General features: G+C 61.9%; 18 protein-coding genes. 12 read left to right on the top strand and 6 right to left on the bottom strand.

Annotated features, from left to right (window positions below; genetic code table 11):
* Window positions 1-20 precede the first annotated feature (20 nt).
* From CER19_RS18170 to CER19_RS18150, 5 genes are read right to left on the bottom strand one after another with little or no spacing between them, the layout of a single operon-like run.
* On the bottom strand, window positions 21-767 hold the full coding sequence (locus tag CER19_RS18170) for an ABC transporter permease (RefSeq protein WP_371921551.1): 747 nt from the start codon (window positions 765-767) through the stop codon (window positions 21-23).
* Window positions 768-778: 11 nt separating this feature from the next.
* Window positions 779-1,978, bottom strand: coding sequence for an ABC transporter substrate-binding protein (locus CER19_RS18165; RefSeq protein WP_116667426.1), 1,200 nt, complete (start codon window positions 1,976-1,978; stop codon window positions 779-781).
* Window positions 1,965-2,768 carry an ABC transporter ATP-binding protein gene (locus CER19_RS18160; RefSeq protein ID WP_116667425.1) on the bottom strand — a complete coding sequence of 268 codons (804 nt, stop codon included), beginning with the start codon at window positions 2,766-2,768 and terminating at the stop codon, window positions 1,965-1,967. Before CER19_RS18160 ends, CER19_RS18165 begins: the two co-directional genes overlap by 14 nt.
* Window positions 2,765-3,826 carry an acyl-CoA dehydrogenase family protein gene (locus CER19_RS18155; protein ID WP_116667424.1) on the bottom strand — a complete coding sequence of 354 codons (1,062 nt, stop codon included), beginning with the start codon at window positions 3,824-3,826 and terminating at the stop codon, window positions 2,765-2,767. Before CER19_RS18155 ends, CER19_RS18160 begins: the two co-directional genes overlap by 4 nt.
* 39 nt (window positions 3,827-3,865) lie before the next feature.
* A complete protein-coding gene (locus CER19_RS18150) occupies window positions 3,866-4,426 on the bottom strand; it encodes a carboxymuconolactone decarboxylase family protein (RefSeq protein ID WP_116667423.1) in 561 nt (186 codons plus the stop codon).
* 103 nt (window positions 4,427-4,529) lie between these two features.
* On the opposite strand from CER19_RS18150, the gene CER19_RS18145 reads away from it, so the two are divergent.
* The gene (locus CER19_RS18145) at window positions 4,530-5,435 is read left to right on the top strand and encodes an AraC family transcriptional regulator (RefSeq protein ID WP_116667422.1); all 906 of its coding nucleotides are present in this window, start codon (window positions 4,530-4,532) and stop codon (window positions 5,433-5,435) included.
* Here CER19_RS18145 and CER19_RS18140 read toward each other — a convergent pair.
* Window positions 5,432-6,343, bottom strand: coding sequence for a LysR family transcriptional regulator (locus CER19_RS18140; RefSeq protein ID WP_116667421.1), 912 nt, complete (start codon window positions 6,341-6,343; stop codon window positions 5,432-5,434). The genes CER19_RS18145 and CER19_RS18140 overlap by 4 nt on opposite strands.
* A 115-nt stretch (window positions 6,344-6,458) precedes the next feature.
* On the opposite strand from CER19_RS18140, the gene CER19_RS18135 reads away from it, so the two are divergent.
* The 11 genes from CER19_RS18135 to CER19_RS18080 all read left to right on the top strand — a co-directional run bounded on the left by CER19_RS18135 (window position 6,459) and on the right by CER19_RS18080 (window position 19,994).
* Window positions 6,459-7,454: an aldo/keto reductase gene (locus CER19_RS18135; RefSeq protein ID WP_116667420.1), complete on the top strand. Its 996-nt coding sequence runs from the start codon at window positions 6,459-6,461 to the stop codon at window positions 7,452-7,454.
* 133 nt (window positions 7,455-7,587) lie between these two features.
* Window positions 7,588-8,046, top strand: a complete 459-nt coding sequence (locus tag CER19_RS18130; RefSeq protein WP_116667419.1) for an SRPBCC family protein — start codon at window positions 7,588-7,590, stop codon at window positions 8,044-8,046.
* 94 nt (window positions 8,047-8,140) lie between these two features.
* A complete protein-coding gene (locus tag CER19_RS18125) occupies window positions 8,141-8,587 on the top strand; it encodes a DUF411 domain-containing protein (protein ID WP_116667418.1) in 447 nt (148 codons plus the stop codon).
* 3 nt (window positions 8,588-8,590) lie between these two features.
* The gene (locus CER19_RS18120) at window positions 8,591-9,034 is read left to right on the top strand and encodes a YqaA family protein (protein ID WP_116667417.1); all 444 of its coding nucleotides are present in this window, start codon (window positions 8,591-8,593) and stop codon (window positions 9,032-9,034) included.
* Between the two features lie 45 nt (window positions 9,035-9,079).
* Complete coding sequence (locus CER19_RS18115) at window positions 9,080-10,081, top strand: alpha/beta fold hydrolase (protein ID WP_116667416.1); 1,002 nt, start codon at window positions 9,080-9,082, stop codon at window positions 10,079-10,081.
* Window positions 10,082-10,106: 25 nt separating this feature from the next.
* Window positions 10,107-11,060: a D-2-hydroxyacid dehydrogenase family protein gene (locus CER19_RS18110; protein WP_116667415.1), complete on the top strand. Its 954-nt coding sequence runs from the start codon at window positions 10,107-10,109 to the stop codon at window positions 11,058-11,060.
* A gap of 479 nt (window positions 11,061-11,539) precedes the next feature.
* Window positions 11,540-13,096 (top strand): glycogen synthase GlgA, encoded by a 1,557-nt coding sequence (gene glgA, locus CER19_RS18100; RefSeq protein WP_116667414.1) that lies wholly within the window; start codon window positions 11,540-11,542, stop codon window positions 13,094-13,096.
* A gap of 31 nt (window positions 13,097-13,127) precedes the next feature.
* The gene (treZ, locus tag CER19_RS18095) at window positions 13,128-14,873 is read left to right on the top strand and encodes a malto-oligosyltrehalose trehalohydrolase (protein ID WP_116667413.1); all 1,746 of its coding nucleotides are present in this window, start codon (window positions 13,128-13,130) and stop codon (window positions 14,871-14,873) included.
* Entirely contained in the window at window positions 14,870-16,954 is a 2,085-nt protein-coding gene (gene malQ, locus CER19_RS18090; RefSeq protein WP_116667412.1) for a 4-alpha-glucanotransferase, read from the top strand. The genes treZ and malQ overlap by 4 nt, the downstream gene beginning before the upstream one ends.
* Complete coding sequence (locus tag CER19_RS18085) at window positions 16,951-19,701, top strand: malto-oligosyltrehalose synthase (RefSeq protein ID WP_116667411.1); 2,751 nt, start codon at window positions 16,951-16,953, stop codon at window positions 19,699-19,701. Before malQ ends, CER19_RS18085 begins: the two co-directional genes overlap by 4 nt.
* 23 nt (window positions 19,702-19,724) lie before the next feature.
* Window positions 19,725-19,994, top strand: a complete 270-nt coding sequence (locus CER19_RS18080) for a DUF2934 domain-containing protein (RefSeq protein WP_116667410.1) — start codon at window positions 19,725-19,727, stop codon at window positions 19,992-19,994.
* Window positions 19,995-20,004: the final 10 nt, after the last annotated feature.

Raw genomic sequence — 20,004 nt, 5'->3', positions numbered from 1 at the left:
ACATGGCGACCTTTCAGTGCTCACCCCCCATGCACCCACCGCCGATGCAACCAACGCGCAAACGCATCCAGCGCAAACCCCAGCACCCCGATCACCACCACCATCGCCATCAACTCCGAATACGCCAGGCGATCACGGGTGTCGAGGATGTAATACCCCAGTCCCGCACTGACCCCAAGCATTTCGCACGGCACCAGCACGATCCACAGGATACCGATGGCCAGGCGCACGCCTGTCAGCACATGCCCGACGACGCCAGGAATGATCACCCGACGCAATGTCTCCCACCGCGTGGCGCTCAAGCTCTTGCTCAACTGTAACCAGCGCGGGTCAAGCTGACGCACGCCCGCTGCGGTGTTGAGCATGATCGGCCAGACGGCGGCAAAGGCCAGAAGGAAGTAGATAGGCTGGTCGCCCACGCCCATCAGCATCACCACGATCGGCATCCACGATAGTGGCGAAATCATCCGCAAAAACTGGAACGCCGGCGTGGTCGCCGCCTCCAGGTTACGCGAACTGCCCACCAGCAACCCGAGGGGTACGCCTACCAACAACGCGATAAACAGCCCGACGAAAATACGCTTCAGGCTCACGGCGATATGCAGGTACAACTCACCCCGCCCGAGCAATTCCCACAAGCTGCTGGCGGTGGCCGCCAGGGAAAAGCGCGCCGACAGGCCATCGGCCTCGCCGAACACTTTCACGCCCAGCCACCACAGCACCAACAAACCCGCCAAGCCACTCAGCCCCAGCCACCAGCCAAGGATTCTGCTGTTGTTCAAACGCCGATCTCCTCGTGCCGCTCATAACCGTCCGGCAAACCGAAGGTCTGCATGCCGCCCACGGCTTCGATCGCCTTGCGCACGAAACGGTCGTCCACCAGGTCCTTGGCCACGAAGGCTGGGTCCAGGTCCGCGAGGAACTTCTTGTCGCCTTCGATCAAGGTGTCCTTCAGGCGCCGCACCAGTTCTTCGGTGTAGCTGGGGAACGGGTACGGTTGAAAGTCGATGCGATGCCCGTCCCAGTTGGCATGCTGGATCGCGCCGTCGGCCACGTAGGTGGCGCGGTCGCTGGCCGCCGGCGCCAGGACTTTGCTCAACACCGGTTCAGCATGGGGCGTGTAACGGTTCGGGCCATCCTTGGACAGCAGCTTCACCGCCTCTTCGCGGTTGTCGCGGGTCCATACCTGGGCCTTGACGATGGCGTTCACCACCTTCTGCGACCACTGCGGGCGATTGGTCAGATCGTGTTCGTGCATGAATACCACACAGCACGCGTGGTTGCGCCACACGTCACCCGTGAAGCGCTGCACGCGACCGACCTTGAGGTTTTCTGCCAAGGCATTGAACGGCTCGGCGACGATGTAGCCATCGATGCGTTTGCTGGCCAAAGCCGGAGGCATGTCCGAGGGCGGCAACACGATCAGGTTGACCTCATTGGCAGCAATCGAACTGCCGGTGGCGCGAGTGACCGGGGTGAGGCCGTTGTCGCGGAACAGTTGCTGCACCACCACGTTATGGATCGAGTACCAGAACGGAATCGCCACCGACTTGCCGCCTAGTTGCTTCACGTCGGTAATGCCAGGGGATACGGTCAAGCCCGAACCGCCCACATGGTTCCACGCCACCACTTTGGCCGGCACCTTACTGCCGTAGCGCGCCCATACGGTCATTGGCGACAGCAGGTGTATCACGTTGACCTGGCCGGAGATAAACGCCTCGATCACTTGGGCCCAGCTGCGCAACAACACTGGGCGCTCGGCCTTGATGCCTTCGGCTTCGAACAGGCCGTTGTTGTGGGCAACCAGCAGTGGCGTGGCGTCAGTGATGGGCAAGTAGCCGATGCGGACCGGCGCGTCGGGCTCATTGGCGGCGCGCGCCTGCAGGCTGCTCAACAGAGGCAAGGCGCCCGCGGCACTGAGCACGGCAGAGAGTTTGAGAAAGTCACGGCGCGAGTGGGTCAGGTCATCCAGACACATGGGTAAACTCCTGTTGTTCAAGGGGGTTGGGTTGAGGGCGGCTCGCCTGCCGTAAGGTTTTCAAAATCTCGATACGCAGCGCGCCAATGGCCTCGACCTGCTCTTCCCGAGGGTGCGGCAGGTCGATAGCCCACTCGCCCAACGTGCGTGCCGGGCGGTTACCCAGTAGCAGGATGCGGTCCGACAATAACAGCGCTTCGTCGATGTCGTGGGTGATCAAGACGGCCGCCGAGCCTTGCTCACGATTGACCTTGAGCAACAGGTGCTGCATATCGGCGCGAGTCACTTCATCCAGCGCGCCGAAGGGCTCGTCGAGCAACAACACTTGGGGCTGACGCGCCAGGCAGCGAGCCAATGCCGTGCGCTGGGCCATGCCACCGGACAATTGCGCCGGGAACTGCTGGCGCGCAGGTTCCAGCCCTACCGCTGCAATGGCGTGGTCAACACGACGGCGGCGTTCTTCAACACTCAAGTGCGGTTGGCGAGCGAAATCCAGACCGAAGGCAACGTTTTTTTCCAGGGTCAGCCAAGGCAACAGGCTCGGGTCTTGAAAAGCCACCACCACACGCGGATGCGGGCCGCTCAACGGCTCGCCCAATACCTGCACATAGCCAGATTGAGGTACCTGCAAGCCGGCCAGCACCCGCAGCAGGCTGGATTTGCCCACACCGCTGGGGCCCAGGATCGACACCACTTCACCCGGTTGCAGGTGCAAGTCGAACCCCTGCAGGACAGGCCCGCTGCCATACCCCAGGCAAATGTCCTGGGCCGTCAATACCGCCTGGCTCATAGATTGGCCTGGCGGTGTAGCTCGGTGCGCAGTTGCACCAGGCTGGGCGTCACGATCGGCACAAAGGCCGACTCGCGCCAGCGCCGGGCGAAGCCGCTCCCGTGGGCGGTCAGGTAGGCCTTGCCACCGCTGGCTTGCAGTTCAAGCTGCACAGCGCTGGCGGCGGTTTCGGCCAGAGCGATACGCAGCTTGAACAGCGGTATCGGCTCGGCGGTAAAGCGCCCGGCCAACAGCCCGCTTTTAAGCTCGCTAACCAGATGATCCAGCGTCACGCGCAGGGCTTCCAACTCGTCGCGCAACACGGTACGACTGGCGCCCAAATGGTGGGCTACTTCAGCCAGGGAACGTCGCGCCAAACCAATCGACATGCCGCACTGCAAGCCCAGAAACGCCGGGCGTACCGCCGGTAAAAACGTGCGCGCATCCTCGTGCAACAACCACTCGCGACTCAGCTCCACACCTTCCAGGCCAAGCGCTGCGGTGTTGCTCGATTGCAGCCCGAGCAGCTCCAGGTCGCGGGAGCGCTGCAACCCGGCCACCGAATCCGGAATCGCCAGGATAAACGGCGTGCCGCCGCCCGCATGCTCGATGGCCGCCGCAGCGACAAAGCCGTTCTTGCGCAAATTGGTCACCCAATGCAGGCGACCGTTGAGGGTCCAACCGTGGTCGTTGGGCTCGGCGCTGATCTGCAACGTCTCGATACCCGACAGGAACTTCATCGCATTCGACAGCCCGGTGGCGCCGGCCAACTTGCCGCTGAGCAGGTCTGGCATCAGTTGCTCGCGCAAGCGCTGATTGGGGCTCTGCAGCAAGTACTCGATAAACGAGCGCTGGCCCCAGCACACAAACGCCGCCGCCAGGGAATGGCTGGCCACATTGGCGATGGCCTCGACCGCACCCGCCACATCACCGCCCAGGCCGCCCAGTTGGGTGGGCACGCCGATTCTCAGAATATTGGCTTCTGCCAACCGTGGCAGCACTTCCTGTGGATCGCAACTGCCCACGTCCAGGGCCTGCGCTTGAACATCGAGCCAACGGCTCAAGATTGGGTCAAGCATTCATGTTTCTCCTTTTACAGCAGGTGGGCCAACGCCAAATCAGTTGGCCGGTTTTTCCCAACGGTATTGCGCCAGCTCCGGGTTCAGCGGGGTGCGGGCAAACACGTTGGCGAAGTTACACAAGGTTGCCAGGCTGACACCCAGGATGACTTCCAGCGCGTGGCCGTCGGTGTAGCCGGCGGCGCGGAACGCCTCAAAGCCCGCATCACTCACATCCCCACGGGTGGCGATCACTTCACGGGTAAACGCGGCGAGTGTCTCATAGCGCGCATCAGGCAACTCACCCCGGCGGCGCAGGGCCTCGATCACCGCCTCAGGCAACTTGGCTTTGTTGCGTGCAACCGCAGTGTGGCCAGCGACGCAGAAATCACAACCGTGGGTAGTGGCGGCAATCAGTTGCACCACTTCACGGTCGGCCAGGCTCAGCTCGGCCTTGGCATTCAAGCCGGAGACGGTGATGTAGGTTTCCAGCGCAGCCGGTGCGTTGGCCAGCACCCCCAGCAGGTTAGGAATAAAACCCGAGCCTTTGAGCGCGTTTTCCAGGAAGGGTTTGGCGGCTTCCGGGGCGGTTTCAGGCGTGAGCAACGGTACACGGGACATGGAGTGGTCTCCTGTTGGGTTTGAATGCCCCAGTCTGTTGGTTCTAAAAAAAGCGCTCAATAGGCTAAAGTAGCGATTACTTGCTCTTGAGTCTTTCCATTAGATGAATTCGTCCGATGTACTTGTCGATTGGTTATTAGATAGCCTCGAACTCAACACCAGTTTGTTTCACGTCGGCCGCTATTGCGGTGACTGGCACGCGAGCACCCACGGCCTGGCACAGGCGAGCTTCCATTTGATTGTGCAAGGCGAATGCTGGCTGCATATCGACGGCGATCCAAGGCCACAACACCTGAATAATGGTGACGCGGTGTTTCTGCTGCGTGACTTTGCCTTTCGCCTGTCCGGCCAACCCACGGCAGCCGGCGCCCAGGAGTGCCCACGCCGCGCGATGCTGCCCCTCGACAGCACGGCCACCGACGGTGTGGGATTAGTCTGCGGTTTCTTTCACTTTCAATCCGGCTTGTCGACACTGATCGTCGACACCCTGCCCAGCTGGATCATCCTGCGCGCCGGCGACCCGTCGCTGACGGCTGCACGCAACCTGTTCGAATTGATCCTGCACGAATGCGCACGCACGCCAGCGCCCTCTTCCGCGCTGCTGGAGCGCCTGTGCCACCTGCTGTTCCTGTATGTATTGCGTCAGCAAGTGCTCGACAACACTGAGCTTGGCGGCCTGGCGGCGCTGGGCCGGGCACCTGCGTTTGCGCATTTGCTGGAGCAATTGATCGCACGCCCGGCCGGGCCCTGGAGCCTGGAAAGCATGGCGGCCTGTACCGGGTTGTCGCGCTCGGCTTTTTTCAAGCGCTTCAGCGAATTGTGCGGGCAGTCACCCGGGCAAGTACTGCTGATGATCCGCATGCGCCACGCCTGTGGGTTGCTCAAGGCGGACCAGACCGTGGCCGAGGTTTCGCTGGCGGCCGGGTATCAGTCGGTGGCGGCGTTTACCCGAGCCTTTCATAGAGTTACCGGGCAACAGCCTGGCGCCTATCGCAGGGCGCAAGCCTAGCCTTGTAAACCGGTGCCGGGCCGGGCGCACAACTGCACCAGCCAATCGACAAACACCCGCACCCGCTGTGACAACTGCCGATGGGGCGGGTATAACGCAGTCAGCGCCATTTTCGGCACTGCCACATCCGGCAGCACCTGCACCAGCGTGCCTTCGGCCAGTTGGCGCAGGGCGTGATAACGAGGTGCCTGGATCAGCCCATAGCCTGCTTCGCACGCAGCGAAGTAGCCGGCGGAGCTGTTCACGGCAACCACCTTCGGCAGGTTGACCGGGCGCAACTCAGTGCCCAGCAGAAATTCCAGGCCAAACCGTTTACCGCTGGCACTGGAAACATACTCGACCATTTGGTGACCCGCCAACTGCTCCAGGCAAGTGGGCGTGCCCATGTGCTCAAGGTACGCGGGGCTGGCCAGGGTCAGTTGTTCCATCATCGCCAAGGGCCGCGCCACCAGCGATTCGTCCAAGGCCGGGCCACCGCGCAACACACAATCGACGCCCTCGCGAATCAAATCCACTGGCCGGTCATTGAGGCCGATCTCCAACTCGATCTGTGGGTACAAGGCGGTGAACGTTGGCAAAGCCGGAATCACAATCAAGCTCCCAATGCCTGAGGGCATATCGATGCTCAATGTGCCCCGGGGGTTCTGGCGCCGCGTGGAGAACACCGCCTCGGTTTCCTCCAGGTCGGTCAGCAATTGCACGCAACGTTGGTAGTACGCCGTGCCATCCAGGGTTGGGCTGACGTGGCGCGTGGTGCGCTGCAGCAGTTGCACGCCGAGATGGGCCTCCAGTTGCTTGATCAGAATTGTCACGGAGGCGCGTGGCAATTGCAGGCTGTCGGCGGCCTTGGCAAACCCGCCCAACTCGACAATCCGAGTGAACACGCGCATGGCGTTAAAACGATCCAAGAGAATGCTCCTGTGAGGATTATTTAGAAATTACGAACGGTGATAGCACTTTTAGCGGGTTTATCTGCATTTTTTCAAGGGTAACAATGGCCCCCTCGTCACAAGGAGTTTCCCTATGCACACTCGACAACTCGGTAAAAACGGCCCGCATGTGTCTGCCATTGGCCTTGGTTGCATGGGCATGACCGATTTCTACACGCCCGGCACCGATACCACCGAAGCCACTGCAACCTTGCACCGCGCCCTGGAGCTGGGCGTCAACTTTCTCGATACCGCTGACATGTACGGCCCGCACACCAATGAGCAATTGATCGGCAAGGCCATTGTCGGCAGGCGTGACCAGGTCTTCCTGGCCAGCAAATTCGGGATCGTGCGCGACCCTGCCAACCCAGTAGTACGCGGGGTAAATGGCCGTCCCGACTATATCCGCAATGCCATCGACGGCACATTGCAACGCCTGGGGGTGGATACGCTGGACCTGTACTACCAGCACCGTATCGACCCCGACGTGGCCATCGAAGAAACCGTGGGTGCCATGGCCGACCTGGTGAAACAGGGCAAAGTGCGCTATCTGGGCCTGAGCGAGGCATCTGCCCCTACCCTGGAGCGGGCGCATAAGGTCCATCCCATCAGCGCCCTGCAAAGCGAATATTCGCTGTGGAGCCGCGACCAGCAAGACAATGGCTGCCTCGCTGCCTGCCAGCGCCTGGGCATCGCGTTTGTGCCTTACAGCCCGCTGGGCCGAGGCTTTCTCACCGGCGCCTTGAAGAGCCCGGATGATTTCGGCGCCGATGATTACCGACGCTTCAGCCCGCGCTTTCAGGGTGAAAACTTTGCGAAAAACCTGCGGCTGGTAGAACAGGTCAAGACCCTGGCGGCAGACAAAGGTGTCACCGCCGGGCAACTGGCGCTAGCCTGGGTATTGGCCCAGGGCGATTACATCATCCCGATTCCCGGCACCAAGCGGCGCACCTATCTGCAAGAGAATGTGGAGGCGGTATCGATCACTCTCAGCAAGGATGAACTGGCTGCGCTGGATGCAATCTTCCCTGCCGATGCAACCGCAGGCCTGCGTTATCCCAAGGAAGTGCTGGCCATGCTGGATATCTAGTGCCTGCTGGAAACCCTTGTCCGGGCCGTTCTCAGCGGGATTGACGAACGGCCTGCCGACGCCCGTGCAAAGCGCGGGCGTCAGGCTATCCTCACAGCTCCTAGTGTATAAACCGCCACACAGGAGGTGTGTCATGCACGCGACTGAGCATTCGGTCCGCTTGGAGCAGATCAGTCAGGAACGCTTCATCCAGGCGCCGATTGAGGCGGTTTATGACTATGTGACCCAGCCCGACCGCTGGCACGAGTGGCACCCCACCTCCCTTAGCGCCGACACCGGCACCACCGGTTCATTGCCGGTCGGCACGCGCTTTACCGAAATCATCGACCTGCTGGGCATACGCGTCCCCATGAGTTACCGCGTACAAATCGCCCGCCGCCCCAGCGAGTTCAAAACCGTGTTCACCTCCCTGGCGGTTGATGGTTCCATTCATTACTACTTGCGCGCTCATCAGGGCGGCACGCTGTTCAAGCGGGTGCTGACCTACGAGACCGAACTGCAACTGGCGTCTTTGCATGAACGCATGGTCGCGCTGTCGACGATTGCGTTGGACCGGCTCAAGCAGCGGCTGGAAAATCAGGGTTTCGTATAATTTAGAAACATTACCACGGCGTCACATTGCAAACATGCCTGCAAAAGCAGGGAGAATGCCCGGCTTATTGCCGCGCCTTCAGTGAGACCCCACGATGAAAACCCCATTGCGATTGGCCCTGCTCAGTGCCCTGTTGACCACCACCCTGGCCCAGGCCGCCGAGTTGATCCCCATCGACGTCCACCGCGACGCCAACTGCGGCTGCTGCAAAAAGTGGATCAGCCACTTGGAGAGCAACGGTTTCAAGGTCAACGACCATGTTGAAGCCGACATGAGCGCGGTGAAACAACGCCTGGGCGTGGCGCCACGCCTTGGCTCCTGCCACACCGCGGTCATCGACGGCAAATTCGTCGAAGGCCACGTACCCGCCGAGCAGGTCCTGGCTCTGCGCAAACGCAACGACCTGCTGGGCCTTGCCGCACCGGGCATGCCCTTGGGCTCGCCAGGCATGGAAGTGGCCGGACGCAGCGAGGCGTATCAAATCATTGGCCTGACCCGAGACGGCAAAGACGTAGTGGTAGCGCACTACCCGGCTCACTGACCGGTGTTGATGGGTTACCTGGGGCTGTTCGTCGCGGCATTTGGCGCCGCGACGTTATTGCCCCTGCAATCGGAAGCCGTGTTGGTGGGCCTGCTGCTCAGCGGGCATTACCACCTATGGCTGTTGCTGGGCATCGCCACCCTGGGTAACGTGCTGGGCTCGCTGGTCAATTGGCTGCTGGGGCGCTCGGTGGAACGCTTCAAGGAACGGCGTTGGTTCCCGGTGAGCGCCAGGCAGTTGGATAAAGCTCGCGGCCATTACGCGCGCTGGGGGCATTGGACGTTGTTGCTCAGTTGGGTGCCGATCATTGGTGACCCGCTGACGTTGGTGGCTGGGGTGATGCGTGAGCCGTTGTGGCGTTTTCTACTGCTGGTAACCCTGGCGAAAAGCCTGCGGTATGGCGTACTCGCAGCACTGACGTTGCAGTGGGCGTTAATCCCCCGTTAATCGCGAGCAAAGAGCATCCGGGCATCTGTCTCGGAGCCAAAACCCATGCCTTTGATCCGTACATTGTGCGTAGCCAGTTTGTTTTCGGTCAGCGCGGCGCCCGTGTTAGCTGACACCTACGGGCCTGAGTTGCAGGGCTTTGCATACCCCTACCCTTTGAATCATTTTGCCTTCCAATCCCAAGGCAAATCTCTGCAAATGGGCTATATGGACGTCCCTGCCACCGGTACTCCAAACGGTCGCAGCGTGGTGCTGATGCACGGCAAAAACTTCTGCGGCGCCACCTGGGAAGGTTCGATCAAGGCGCTGAGTGACGCCGGTTACCGCGTCATCGCCCCAGACCAGATCGGTTTCTGCACCTCCAGCAAGCCGGACCACTACCAGTACAGCTTCCAGCAACTGGCGACCAACACCCATCAACTGCTGGAAAAGCTCGGCATCCAAAAGGCCACGATCATCGGCCATTCCACCGGCGGCATGCTCGCCACGCGCTATGCATTGATGTACCCCCAGCAAACCGAACAGCTTGGCCTCGTGAACCCCATCGGCCTGGAAGACTGGAAAGCCCTCGGCGTGCCTTACCAGAGCGTCGATCAGTGGTATCAGCGCGAGCTGAAACTGAGCGCCGAAGGTGTACGCAACTACGAGCGCACCACCTATTACGTCGGGCGCTGGAAGCCTGAATACGAGCGTTGGGTGGATATGCTCGTCGGGCTGAACAAAGGCCCGGGGCATCTGCAGGTTGCCTGGAACTCGGCGTTGATTTACGACATGATCTTCACCCAGCCGGTGTACTACGAATTCAAGGATCTGCAGGTGCCCACGCTGCTGCTGATCGGCACCAGCGACACCACTGCCATCGGCAAAGATGTGGCGCCGCCGGCAATCAAGGCCAAAATCGGTCATTACGAGGTACTGGGCAAGCAGGTGGCCAAGGTGATTCCCCGCGCTACGTTGGTGGAGTTCCCCGGCCTGGGCCATGCGCCCCAGATGGAAGAGCCGGAACAGTTTCATAAAGCCCTGTTGCAGGGGTTGAAGGCCCTTTAATTCCCACTTTTGGAGGCACACGGGCATGTCGATACAGATCGCAGTGATGGATGATTGGCAGCACGTGGCTAGCGAGGTGGTGGATTGGTCGACGCTGGACAGCGTGGGCAAGGTGCATTTTCTCCACGACTATCCCGCCGATACCGCCACCATGGTCGAGCGCTTGAAAGGGTTCGAGGTGATTTGCCTTATGCGCGAACGCTCAACCTTTGACGAGGCGCTGCTGCAAGGGCTGCCCAAGCTCAAACTGCTCGTGACCGGCGGCATGCGCAATGCCGCCATCAACGTTCCCGCAGCCAAGGCCCTGGGCATCCAGGTGTGCGGCACCGACAGCTATAAACATGCCGCACCGGAGCTGACCTGGGCCCTGATCATGGCCTCCACCCGCAATCTGCTCGCCGAAGCCAACTCGCTGCGCGCGGGCGGATGGCAGGTCGGCCTGGGCGGCGATCTGCATGGCAAGACCTTGGGCATCCTGGGGCTGGGCAGCATTGGCCAGAAAGTCGCAAGGTTCGCCCAGGTCTTCGGCATGCGGGTGATTGCCTGGAGTGAAAACCTCACGCCCGAGCGAGCGGCTGAATCGGGGGCGACCTGGGTCAGCAAGCGCGAGCTGTTTGAACAGGCGGATATTCTGACCATCCACCTGGTGCTCAGCGATCGCAGCCGTGGCCTGGTGGATGCGCAAGCGTTGGGCTGGATGAAACCCACCGCGCGGCTGGTGAACACCGCACGCGGGCCGATTGTGGATGAGCAGGCGCTGGTGCAAGCGTTACGCAGCGGTCGGCTGGCCGGGGCGGCGCTGGATGTGTATGCCGAGGAGCCGCTGCCGGCTGACCATCCGTTTCGCCGCTTGCCTAATGTGCTGGCTACGCCACACGTGGGGTATGTGAGCGAGCAGAATTACCGGCAGTTCTATCAGCAGATGATTGAAGATATCCAAGCCTGGGCCAATGGTGTGCCCATTCGCGGGCTCATCTGACGCACCATTAAAGTGCACCTATCGCCTGATGATTAGGTAGGAGCGAGCTTGCTCGCGAAAATCGCCAACGATAACGCGGTCGCTCTGGTTTTACGCAGCGCCCTTGGGTTTTTCGCGAGCAAGCTCGCTCCTATAGAGGCAGGGCGGCATATCGTTAAAAGTTTTTTGTCCTACAAAATCCGCATGAAAACCCAGCAGGCGCTGGGATCTGTCCTAGACTCATGACCGATGGGTCCGTTCCAAAACAAAAACCCCGCAAAAAATCTAAACTTTCGAAACCTGCCGCTGGTCAAGTTTTAGGTAAGGGCGAGCGTACGCGCTTCAGGCCGAATGCCCGTTCATCCAATCTTTTAAAGCCGACATTGCAACTGGCATACGCCTTGCCAGCTTGTATAGCGCTTGTGTGCCTGGCCGCAGGATGCGGCCACTCGGAGCCAATGGCAGCGGGCCATTAGCCAACCAACAGATGGGAGTGCATTATGATCAGTGCCGCGGTAGATACTCAGGGAGAGCGTTTTAGTCAGCCGGTAGGAGGGCCAAAGTCTTTGGCCGACCTGCCCAACACTGTGCGGCCGGTCGTGAGTCAGAATCCGAATCGAAAGAAAGTCTTGTTTGTCACATCCGAGTTCGCGGACCTGGTGAAAACCGGTGGCCTGGGCGACGTCTCCGCTGCCCTGCCCCGCGCTATGGCCCACCTGCATGATGTGCGCGTGCTGATTCCGGGTTACCCGCAAGTGATGGAAAGCGACAACCCGATTCATATCGTCGGTGAACTGGGCGGCCATGCCGCGTTGCCACCGTGCAAGATCGGGCGTATGGACCTTGCGGACGGCCTGGTCATCTATGTGCTGATCTGCCCCGAACTGTATGAGCGCGAAGGCACGCCCTACGGCGCGAACAACGGCCGCGACTGGCCGGACAACCATATCCGCTTCGCCCGCCTGGGCCTGGCTGCCGCCGACATGGCCGCCAACCTCGCGCAAATCCACTGGTGCCCAGACCTGGTGCACGCCCACGATTGGCCTGCGGGCCTGGCTCCGGCGTATATGCACTGGCGTGGGTCACGTACGCCAACCCTGTTCACCATTCATAACCTGGCCTACCAAGGCGTGGTCAGCCTGGCCTCGACGCCTGAGCTGGGCATTCCGCCCCACGCTCTGCAACAGGAAGGCATGGAGTTCTACGGCAAGATGTCGTTTCTCAAGGCGGGCATGGCGTATTCCAGCCATATCACCACCGTGAGCGCCACCTACGCCCAGGAGATCACCACCCCGGAATTCGGTTGTGGCCTGGATGGCTTCCTCGCCAGCAAGACCCAGCAAGGCCTGCTCAGCGGCATTCCCAACGGCATCGATGAGAGCTGGGAAACCTCCACCGACACACACCTGACCCACAACTTCAATATCGGCGACTGGGAAGGCAAGGCCATCAACGCCGCCCATGTTCGCGAGCTGTTTGAGCTGCAGCCATCGAGTGGCCCGCTGTTCGCCGTGGTGTCGCGCCTGGTTTACCAGAAAGGCCTGGACCTGACCGAAGCCGTTGCCAGTTTCATCGTCGAAAACGGCGGCCAGATTGCGATCATCGGCCGTGGCGAGCCGGAAGAAGAGCAGGCCATGCGCGAATTGGCACTGCGCTTCCCGGGCCAGGTGGGTGTACGCATTGGCTTCAACGAGACCGATGCGCGCCGCATGTTCGCCGGCAGCGATTTCCTGCTGATGCCATCGCGCTATGAGCCTTGCGGCCTGAGCCAGATGTATGCGCAACGCTTCGGCTCGTTGCCGGTGGCGCGTAACACAGGCGGGCTGGCGGACACCCTTGAGGATGGCGTCACCGGGGTCCTGTTCAATGAATCCACCGTGCAAAGCTACGAAGAGGCGCTGCGCCGCGCCTTCAAGGTGTTCGCCTTCCCCGGTCTGCTCAATGCCATGCGCAGCCGTGCCATGACCCAGCCATTCAACTGGTGCCAGGCCGTGGAACCCTACGCCGAACTGTATGAACGACTGGTGGCCAAGGCCCTGGGGAAATCGAACAAGTAGCGACTGGAACAACTAAGGGAGGTCTTCATAGATGCCGTTACGGACTCTGGAAACCTGGCCCCACGGCGCAATCATGCTGGACGCGCACCGCACGCGCTTTGCGTTATGGGCGCCAGACGCATTTTATGTCAGCGTTGAATTGGAACAGGGTAAACCCATCGCCATGCTGCCCCAGGCCGGTGGTTGGTTCGAAGTCGAAGTCGCGTGCCCTGCTGGTACGCTTTACCGCTTTAATATCGATGGCGAAAACACGGTGCCCGACCCCGCTTCCAGGGCCCAGGCGCTGGATGTGCATGGTTGGAGCCGAGTGGTCGCCCCCCTTGCCTACCAATGGCGCCACACCCAGTGGCAAGGCCGCCCCTGGCACACGGCGGTGATCTACGAGCTCCACGTCGGCGCCATGGGCGGCTACGCTGCCGTGGAGAAACACCTGCCACGCCTGGTCGAACTGGGCGTCACCGCGATTGAATTAATGCCTTTGGCGCAATTTCCCGGCGAACGCAATTGGGGCTATGACGGCGTGCTGCCCTATGCGCCCCACGCCACCTACGGCACGCCCGAGCAACTCAAGCAACTGATCGACAGTGCCCACGGCCACGGTTTGGCCGTAATCCTCGATGTGGTCTACAACCACTTCGGCCCCGACGGCAATTACCTGGGCCAGTACGCCCAGGGGTTCTTCCAGGAGGACGTGCACACACCCTGGGGTGCCGGCATTGATTTCGAGCGCCGTGAAGTGCGGGATTTCTTCCTCGATAACGCCATGATGTGGCTGCTCGAATACCGCTTCGACGGCCTGCGCCTGGATGCCGTGCACGCCATCGATAACCCTGGGTTTCTGCAGGAGCTGGCCCAACGGGTACGCCAGCAGGTGGACGGCGGGCGCCACGTGTGGCTGATGCTGGAAAACGAACTGAACCAGGCCAGCCTGTTGCAGCACGATTTCGACGCCCAATGGAATGATGACTTTCATAACGTGCTGCACGTGCTGCTCACCGGTGAAACCGACGCCTACTACAGCGACTTTGCCGAGCAGCCCACCGCCAAGCTGGCGCGCTGCCTGGCCGAGGGGTTCATCTACCAGGGCGAGACGACACGCCATGGCCATGCTCGCGGCGAACCCAGTGCGGAACTGCCCCCCAGCGCCTTCGTCGCGTTCCTCCAGAACCACGACCAGGTCGGCAACCGCGCCCTGGGCGAGCGCCTGCACCAGCTGTGTTCGCCCCAGGCCCTGAAAGCCGCGACCGCCCTGCTGTTGCTGTGCCCCATGATCCCGATGCTGTTCATGGGCGACGAAGTAAATGCCGCCGAGCCCTTCCTGTTTTTCACCGACCATCATGGCGAACTGGCCGAGGCCGTGCGTGAGGGGCGGCGCAATGAATTTGCCGACTTCGCGGCGTTTCACGACCCCGAGCAACGCCAGCGCATCCCCGACCCCAACGCGTTGCAAACCTTTTTGCAATCGGTGCCCTCCTTCGTCGAGAACGAACACACCCAGCTCTACCGTCACCTGCTGAGCCTGCGTCACGCGCACCTAGTGCCGCACTTGCCCGGCACTGTGGCGCTCGGCGCGCACGTGCTGGCTGACCATGCCGTCACCGCGCGCTGGCGTCTGGGCAACGGCCGTGTGCTGCAGATCGACCTGAACCTGAGTGAGCAGCCCCTGGACCATCCGGCACCCCACCCGATTATTTTCCAAACGCCTGCCCAGCAAGGTGCGCACTTACCGCCCTTGAGCGCACGCGTTTGCTTATCCCCTGTTGGAGACATTCTTTGAGCGAAGCGAACCTGGAAATTCTCGCCAGCCGCGCGGGCCTGGCCGTCGATTGGATCGATGCCAACGGTCGCCCGCAACATGTGAAACCTGACGCCCTGCGCGCCGTCCTCAAAGGCCTTGGGCACCCGGCCGACAGCGATGCCGAAATCGACGCCAGCCTGCAGCAACTTGAGCAGGCGCAGCAAGACACCCACCTGCCGCCGTTGATGACCACCGACAGTGGCGCGGGCCTGGACCTGGCGCATTATTTCGCCCCCGATACCCCGTGTCGCGTCAGCCTGGAAAGCGGCGAAACCCTGGAGCTGCGCCTGGACGGCGAGGCCGTATTGCCTGGCGTGATTGCCCTCGGTTATCACCAGGTGCATATCGACGGGCAAACCTTCACCCTGGCCGTCGCGCCCAGCCATTGCTACAGCGTGGCCGACGCCGTCGACAGCCAGCCCGCTCGCGCCTGGGGCCTGAGCGCCCAACTCTATGCCTTGCGCCGCCTCGGCGATGGTGGTTTTGGCGACACCCTGGCTCTGGAGCACTTGGTGCGTTCCGCCGCCGAGCGCGGCGCCGACGCTGTGGCAATCAGCCCGATGCACGCGATGTTCAGCGCCGACACCGAGCGTTTCAGCCCTTATTCACCCTCCAGCCGCCTGTTTCTCAACAGCCTGTATGCTTCGCCGGCGTGCATCCTCGGTGAACGTGAGGTGGGCAACGCCATCGAAGCGGCCGGTTTGGCTGACGAGCTGCATGGCTTGGAACAGCTCACGCTGATCGACTGGCCGGCCGCCGCCAAGGCCAAGCAACGCCTGCTGCGCACACTGTATGAAGACTTCCGCCACGGCGCCCATCCCCAGCATGCCGACTTTCAAAGCTTCCGCCAGGCCGGCGGCGAAGCGCTGGAAAACCACTGCCGCTTCGAAGCCATACAGGCCCAGCGTGCTGCCGCCGGTGAGGACCTGGACTGGCGCCAATGGCCCGAAGCCTGGCGCACGCCGCAGAGCCCGGCCCTGGCGCAGTTCGCCGAGGACAACCGCGACGAAATCGGTTATTTCGCCTTCACCCAATGGCTGATCGCCCGCAGCCTTGAGCGCGCACAACAGGCCGCCCGTGGCAGCGGCATGGGCATTGGCCTGATCGCCGACCTGGCGGTGGGTGCCGACGGTGGCGGCAGCCAGGCCTGGAGCCGCCAGGATGAACTGCTGGCCGACCTCACCGTGGGCGCGCCACCGGACATTCTCAACCGCGCAGGCCAAGGCTGGAGCATCTCTGCCTTTTCCCCAGAGGGCCTCAAGCGCAATGGCTATCGCGCCTTTATCGAAATGCTGCGGGCCAACTTCGCCCATGCCGGCGGCTTGCGCATCGACCATGTGATGGGCCTGCAACGCCTGTGGGTGATCCCTCTGGGTGCGTCACCCCGCGAAGGCGCCTATTTGTACTACCCGGTGGACGATCTGCTGCGTTTGCTCGCCCTGGAATCCCATCGCCACCGGGCCATCGTCCTCGGTGAAGACCTGGGCACCGTGCCTGACGGCCTGCGCGAAAAGCTCAGCGCCCGTTCGATCCTGGGCATGCGTGTGCTGCTGTTCGAACAGAACCATGACGGCCAGTTCAAGCCCATCCTCGATTGGCCCGACAACGCCTTGGCCACCACCAGTACCCACGACTTGCCGACCCTCAATGGCTGGTGGCACAGCCGCGATATCGAATGGAATATCCAGCTGGGCCTGATCGATGCGCCCACCGTGGACCAATGGAGCGAACACCGCCTGCGCGAACGCCAGGCACTGCGCCAAGCCTTGAGCCAGGACCCGCAGAACTTCATCGATGAAATCCGCAACGACACCGACCATATGATCGACGCCAGCGTGCGCTACCTGGGCCACACCCGCGCACCACTGGTGTTGTTGCCCTTAGAAGATGCATTGGGCATCGAGGAGCAAGCCAACCTACCGGGCACCCTCGACACCCACCCCAATTGGCGCCGACGCTTGCCCGGCGAAGCCGCCAGCCTGCTCGACAATGACAGCGCCGCGCGTCGCCTCGAACTACTGGCCGTGGCGCGCAACCAAGCCTATGAGCGTGACCGATGAACGCACTGCCCCTGCGCGCCACCCAGCGCCTGCAATTTCATAAAGGCTTTACCCTCGATGACGCGGTGCCGCTGGTGCCGTACTTCGCCCAACTGGGCATCAGCCACCTGTATGCCTCACCGCTGTTAAGCGCCCGCGCCGGCTCCATGCACGGCTACGATGTGGTCGACCCGACCCGCGTCAATCAAGAGCTGGGGGGCGAAGCGGCGTTGCGTCGCCTGGTCGCCGCGCTGCGTGAGCACGACATGGGGTTGATCCTCGATATCGTCTCCAACCATATGGCCGTGGGCGGCGCGGATAACCCTTGGTGGCTGGATCTGCTGGAATGGGGCCGCCTGAGTCCCTATAGCGAGTTCTTCGACATCCAGTGGCACTCCCCCGACCCGCTGCTCAAGGGCCAACTGCTAATGCCCTTCCTCGGCAGCGATTACGGCGAAGCCTTGCAAAACGGTACGTTGCCGCTCAAGTTCGATGCCGCCCTGGGGAGTTTCTACGTCGAGCATTACGAACACCGTTTTCCGATTTGCCCCAGGGACTACGGCCTGATCCTGAACAGCGACGAGCGTCTCAAACCGCTGGCCGAACGTTTCGCCGCCCTCGCCTACCAGCACGACGCCTACGCCGAAGCCGCCGCGCTCAAACAAGCCTTGGTCGAACGCGCCAGCGAGGTGCTGCCAGCCATTAAACAACGCCTGGCCGCATTCGACAGTCGCCAGCCCGAGGGCTTCGAGCGCCTGCACCACCTGCTGGAACAACAGACCTACCGCCTGGCCAGTTGGCGCACCGCCGCGGACGACATCAACTGGCGGCGCTTCTTCGACGTCAATGAATTGGGCGGCCTGCGGGTCGAACGCACGGCGGTGTTCGAAGCCACCCATGGCAAGATTTTCGAGCTGATCAGCGCGGGGCTGGTCGACGGGCTGCGCATCGACCATATCGACGGTCTGGCCGACCCGCGTGGCTATTGCCGCAAATTGCGTCGGCGTGTGGACGCGCTGTCACCCGAACGCCACTTGCCGATCTTCGTCGAAAAGATCCTTGGCGAAGGCGAAACCCTGCGTGAAGACTGGCAGGTGGACGGCACCACCGGCTATGAGTTCATGAACCAGTTGTCATTGCTGCAACACCATCCCGAAGGTTTTGCACCGCTGGCCGAGATGTGGACGCGTTACAGCGAACGGCCCTCAGCGTTCAGCGAAGAAGCGCGGCTGGCGCGCCAGCAGATCCTCAATGGCTCGTTGGGCGGCGACTTCGAAAGCGTGGCCCAAGCCCTGCTGCAAGTGGCCCGCGATGACGTGATGACCCGCGACCTGACCTTGGGCGCCATCCGCCGCGCCTTGCAGGAACTGATTGTGCATTTCCCGGTGTACCGCACCTATATCAGCGCCAAGGGCCGCAGTGCGGCCGACGACAAGGTGTTCCAGCACGCCATGGAGGGTGCGCGCAGCACCCTCAACGAAGGCGACTGGCCGGTGCTCGACCACCTGCAACAATGGTTGGGCGGCCAGCCCTGGCGCAATCGCCCGGTGGGCCGCGCGCGCAAGATGCTCAAGCATGCCTGCGTACGCTTTCAGCAACTGACCTCGCCCGCCGCCGCCAAAGCTGTGGAAGACACCGCGTTCTATCGTTCGGCGGTGTTGTTGTCGCGTAACGATGTGGGCTTCAGCACCGAGCAATTCAGTGCGCCGCTGGCAGACTTCCATGCAGCCAATCAACAGCGCCTGAAGACCTTCCCCGATAACCTGCTGGCCACCGCTACCCATGACCACAAACGCGGCGAAGACACCCGTGCGCGCCTGGCGGTGCTCAGCGAGTGCGCCCCCTGGTATGCCGAACAGGTCGAGCATTGGCGCCGCCTGGCCGAGCCCTTGCGCGAGAGCGCCGATAGCCCCTCGGCGGGTGACGAGCTGATCCTCTATCAGGTGCTGCTGGGCAGTTGGCCGCTGGAGCCCAACCCCGATCTGGCGGCGTACCAGCAACGCCTTTGGCAGTGGCAGCAAAAAGCCCTGCGCGAGGCCAAGTTGCAGAGCAGTTGGAACGCTCCCAACGACGCCTACGAACAGGCGGTGGAAGGGTTTCTCAAGCGCCTGCTCCTCAGCGAGGCCGGTGCGCCGCTGCGCAATGCGCTGGACAGCGCTGCGCAGGCCATCGCCCCCGCCGGCGCCCTGAATGGGCTGGCGCAAACCTTGCTTCACCTGACCGTGCCGGGTGTGCCGGATATCTACCAGGGCGATGAGTTCTGGGACTTCAGCCTGGTCGACCCGGACAACCGTCGCCCGGTGGATTTCGCTGCGCGGCACCGTGCATTGCAGGCATCACCGGACATCGGCGAACTGTTGTTCAACTGGCGTGACGGGCGTATCAAACAGGCAGTGATCGCCCAGGTGCTGCGCCTGCGCAAAGCCTGCCCCGAGCTGCTGCGCCATGGCAGCTATACACCCTTGGAAGTGGTGGGCCAGCACGCTGAGCGCGTGGTTGCGTTTTACCGTGAACATCAAGGCAAGCAATTGCTGGTCGTGGTGCCGCGCTGGTCTTATCCGTTGCTTGAAAACGGGATGTTTCCCCAGATCAATGCGCAGGTTTGGGGCGATACGCGGGTGAAATTACCGTTCGCCGCCCCTGCACAAAACTGGAAGGGACTTTTTCAAACGGGCGTAGTCACACCCAACAAGGAGCTGTTGATCAGCGCTGCCCTGGGGGATCTCCCGGTCAATGTCTTTATCAATCCTGATAATCAAGAAAGCTGAAAATTTTCTGTGAGGAGTTTGTGATGAGTAAAGAAGACAAACGCATTCGCGAATTGGCGCATCAGATCTGGGAGTCTGAAGGCAAGCCCGATGGCGCCCATGATCGCCACTGGGAGATGGCGCGCAAGCTGGCGGAAGCCGAGGCGCTAACGCCGAGCAAGCCCAAACCGGCCGCCAAGCCGAAAACCCCGCCCAAGGCTGCAGCCAAACCCAAACCTGCTGCGCCGGCCACCGCCAAGCCTGCGGCAAAGAAACCCGCCGCCCCGAAGAAACCCAAACCGCCCGCCCCATGATTTCTCGGGC

Origin of the sequence: Pseudomonas sp. GL93, assembly GCF_003408955.1 — a bacterium.
Lineage (GTDB): Bacteria > Pseudomonadota > Gammaproteobacteria > Pseudomonadales > Pseudomonadaceae > Aquipseudomonas > Aquipseudomonas paracarnis.
Note: the sequence above shows the minus strand (reverse complement) of the source record. Positions and strands in the feature narration are given on the sequence as shown.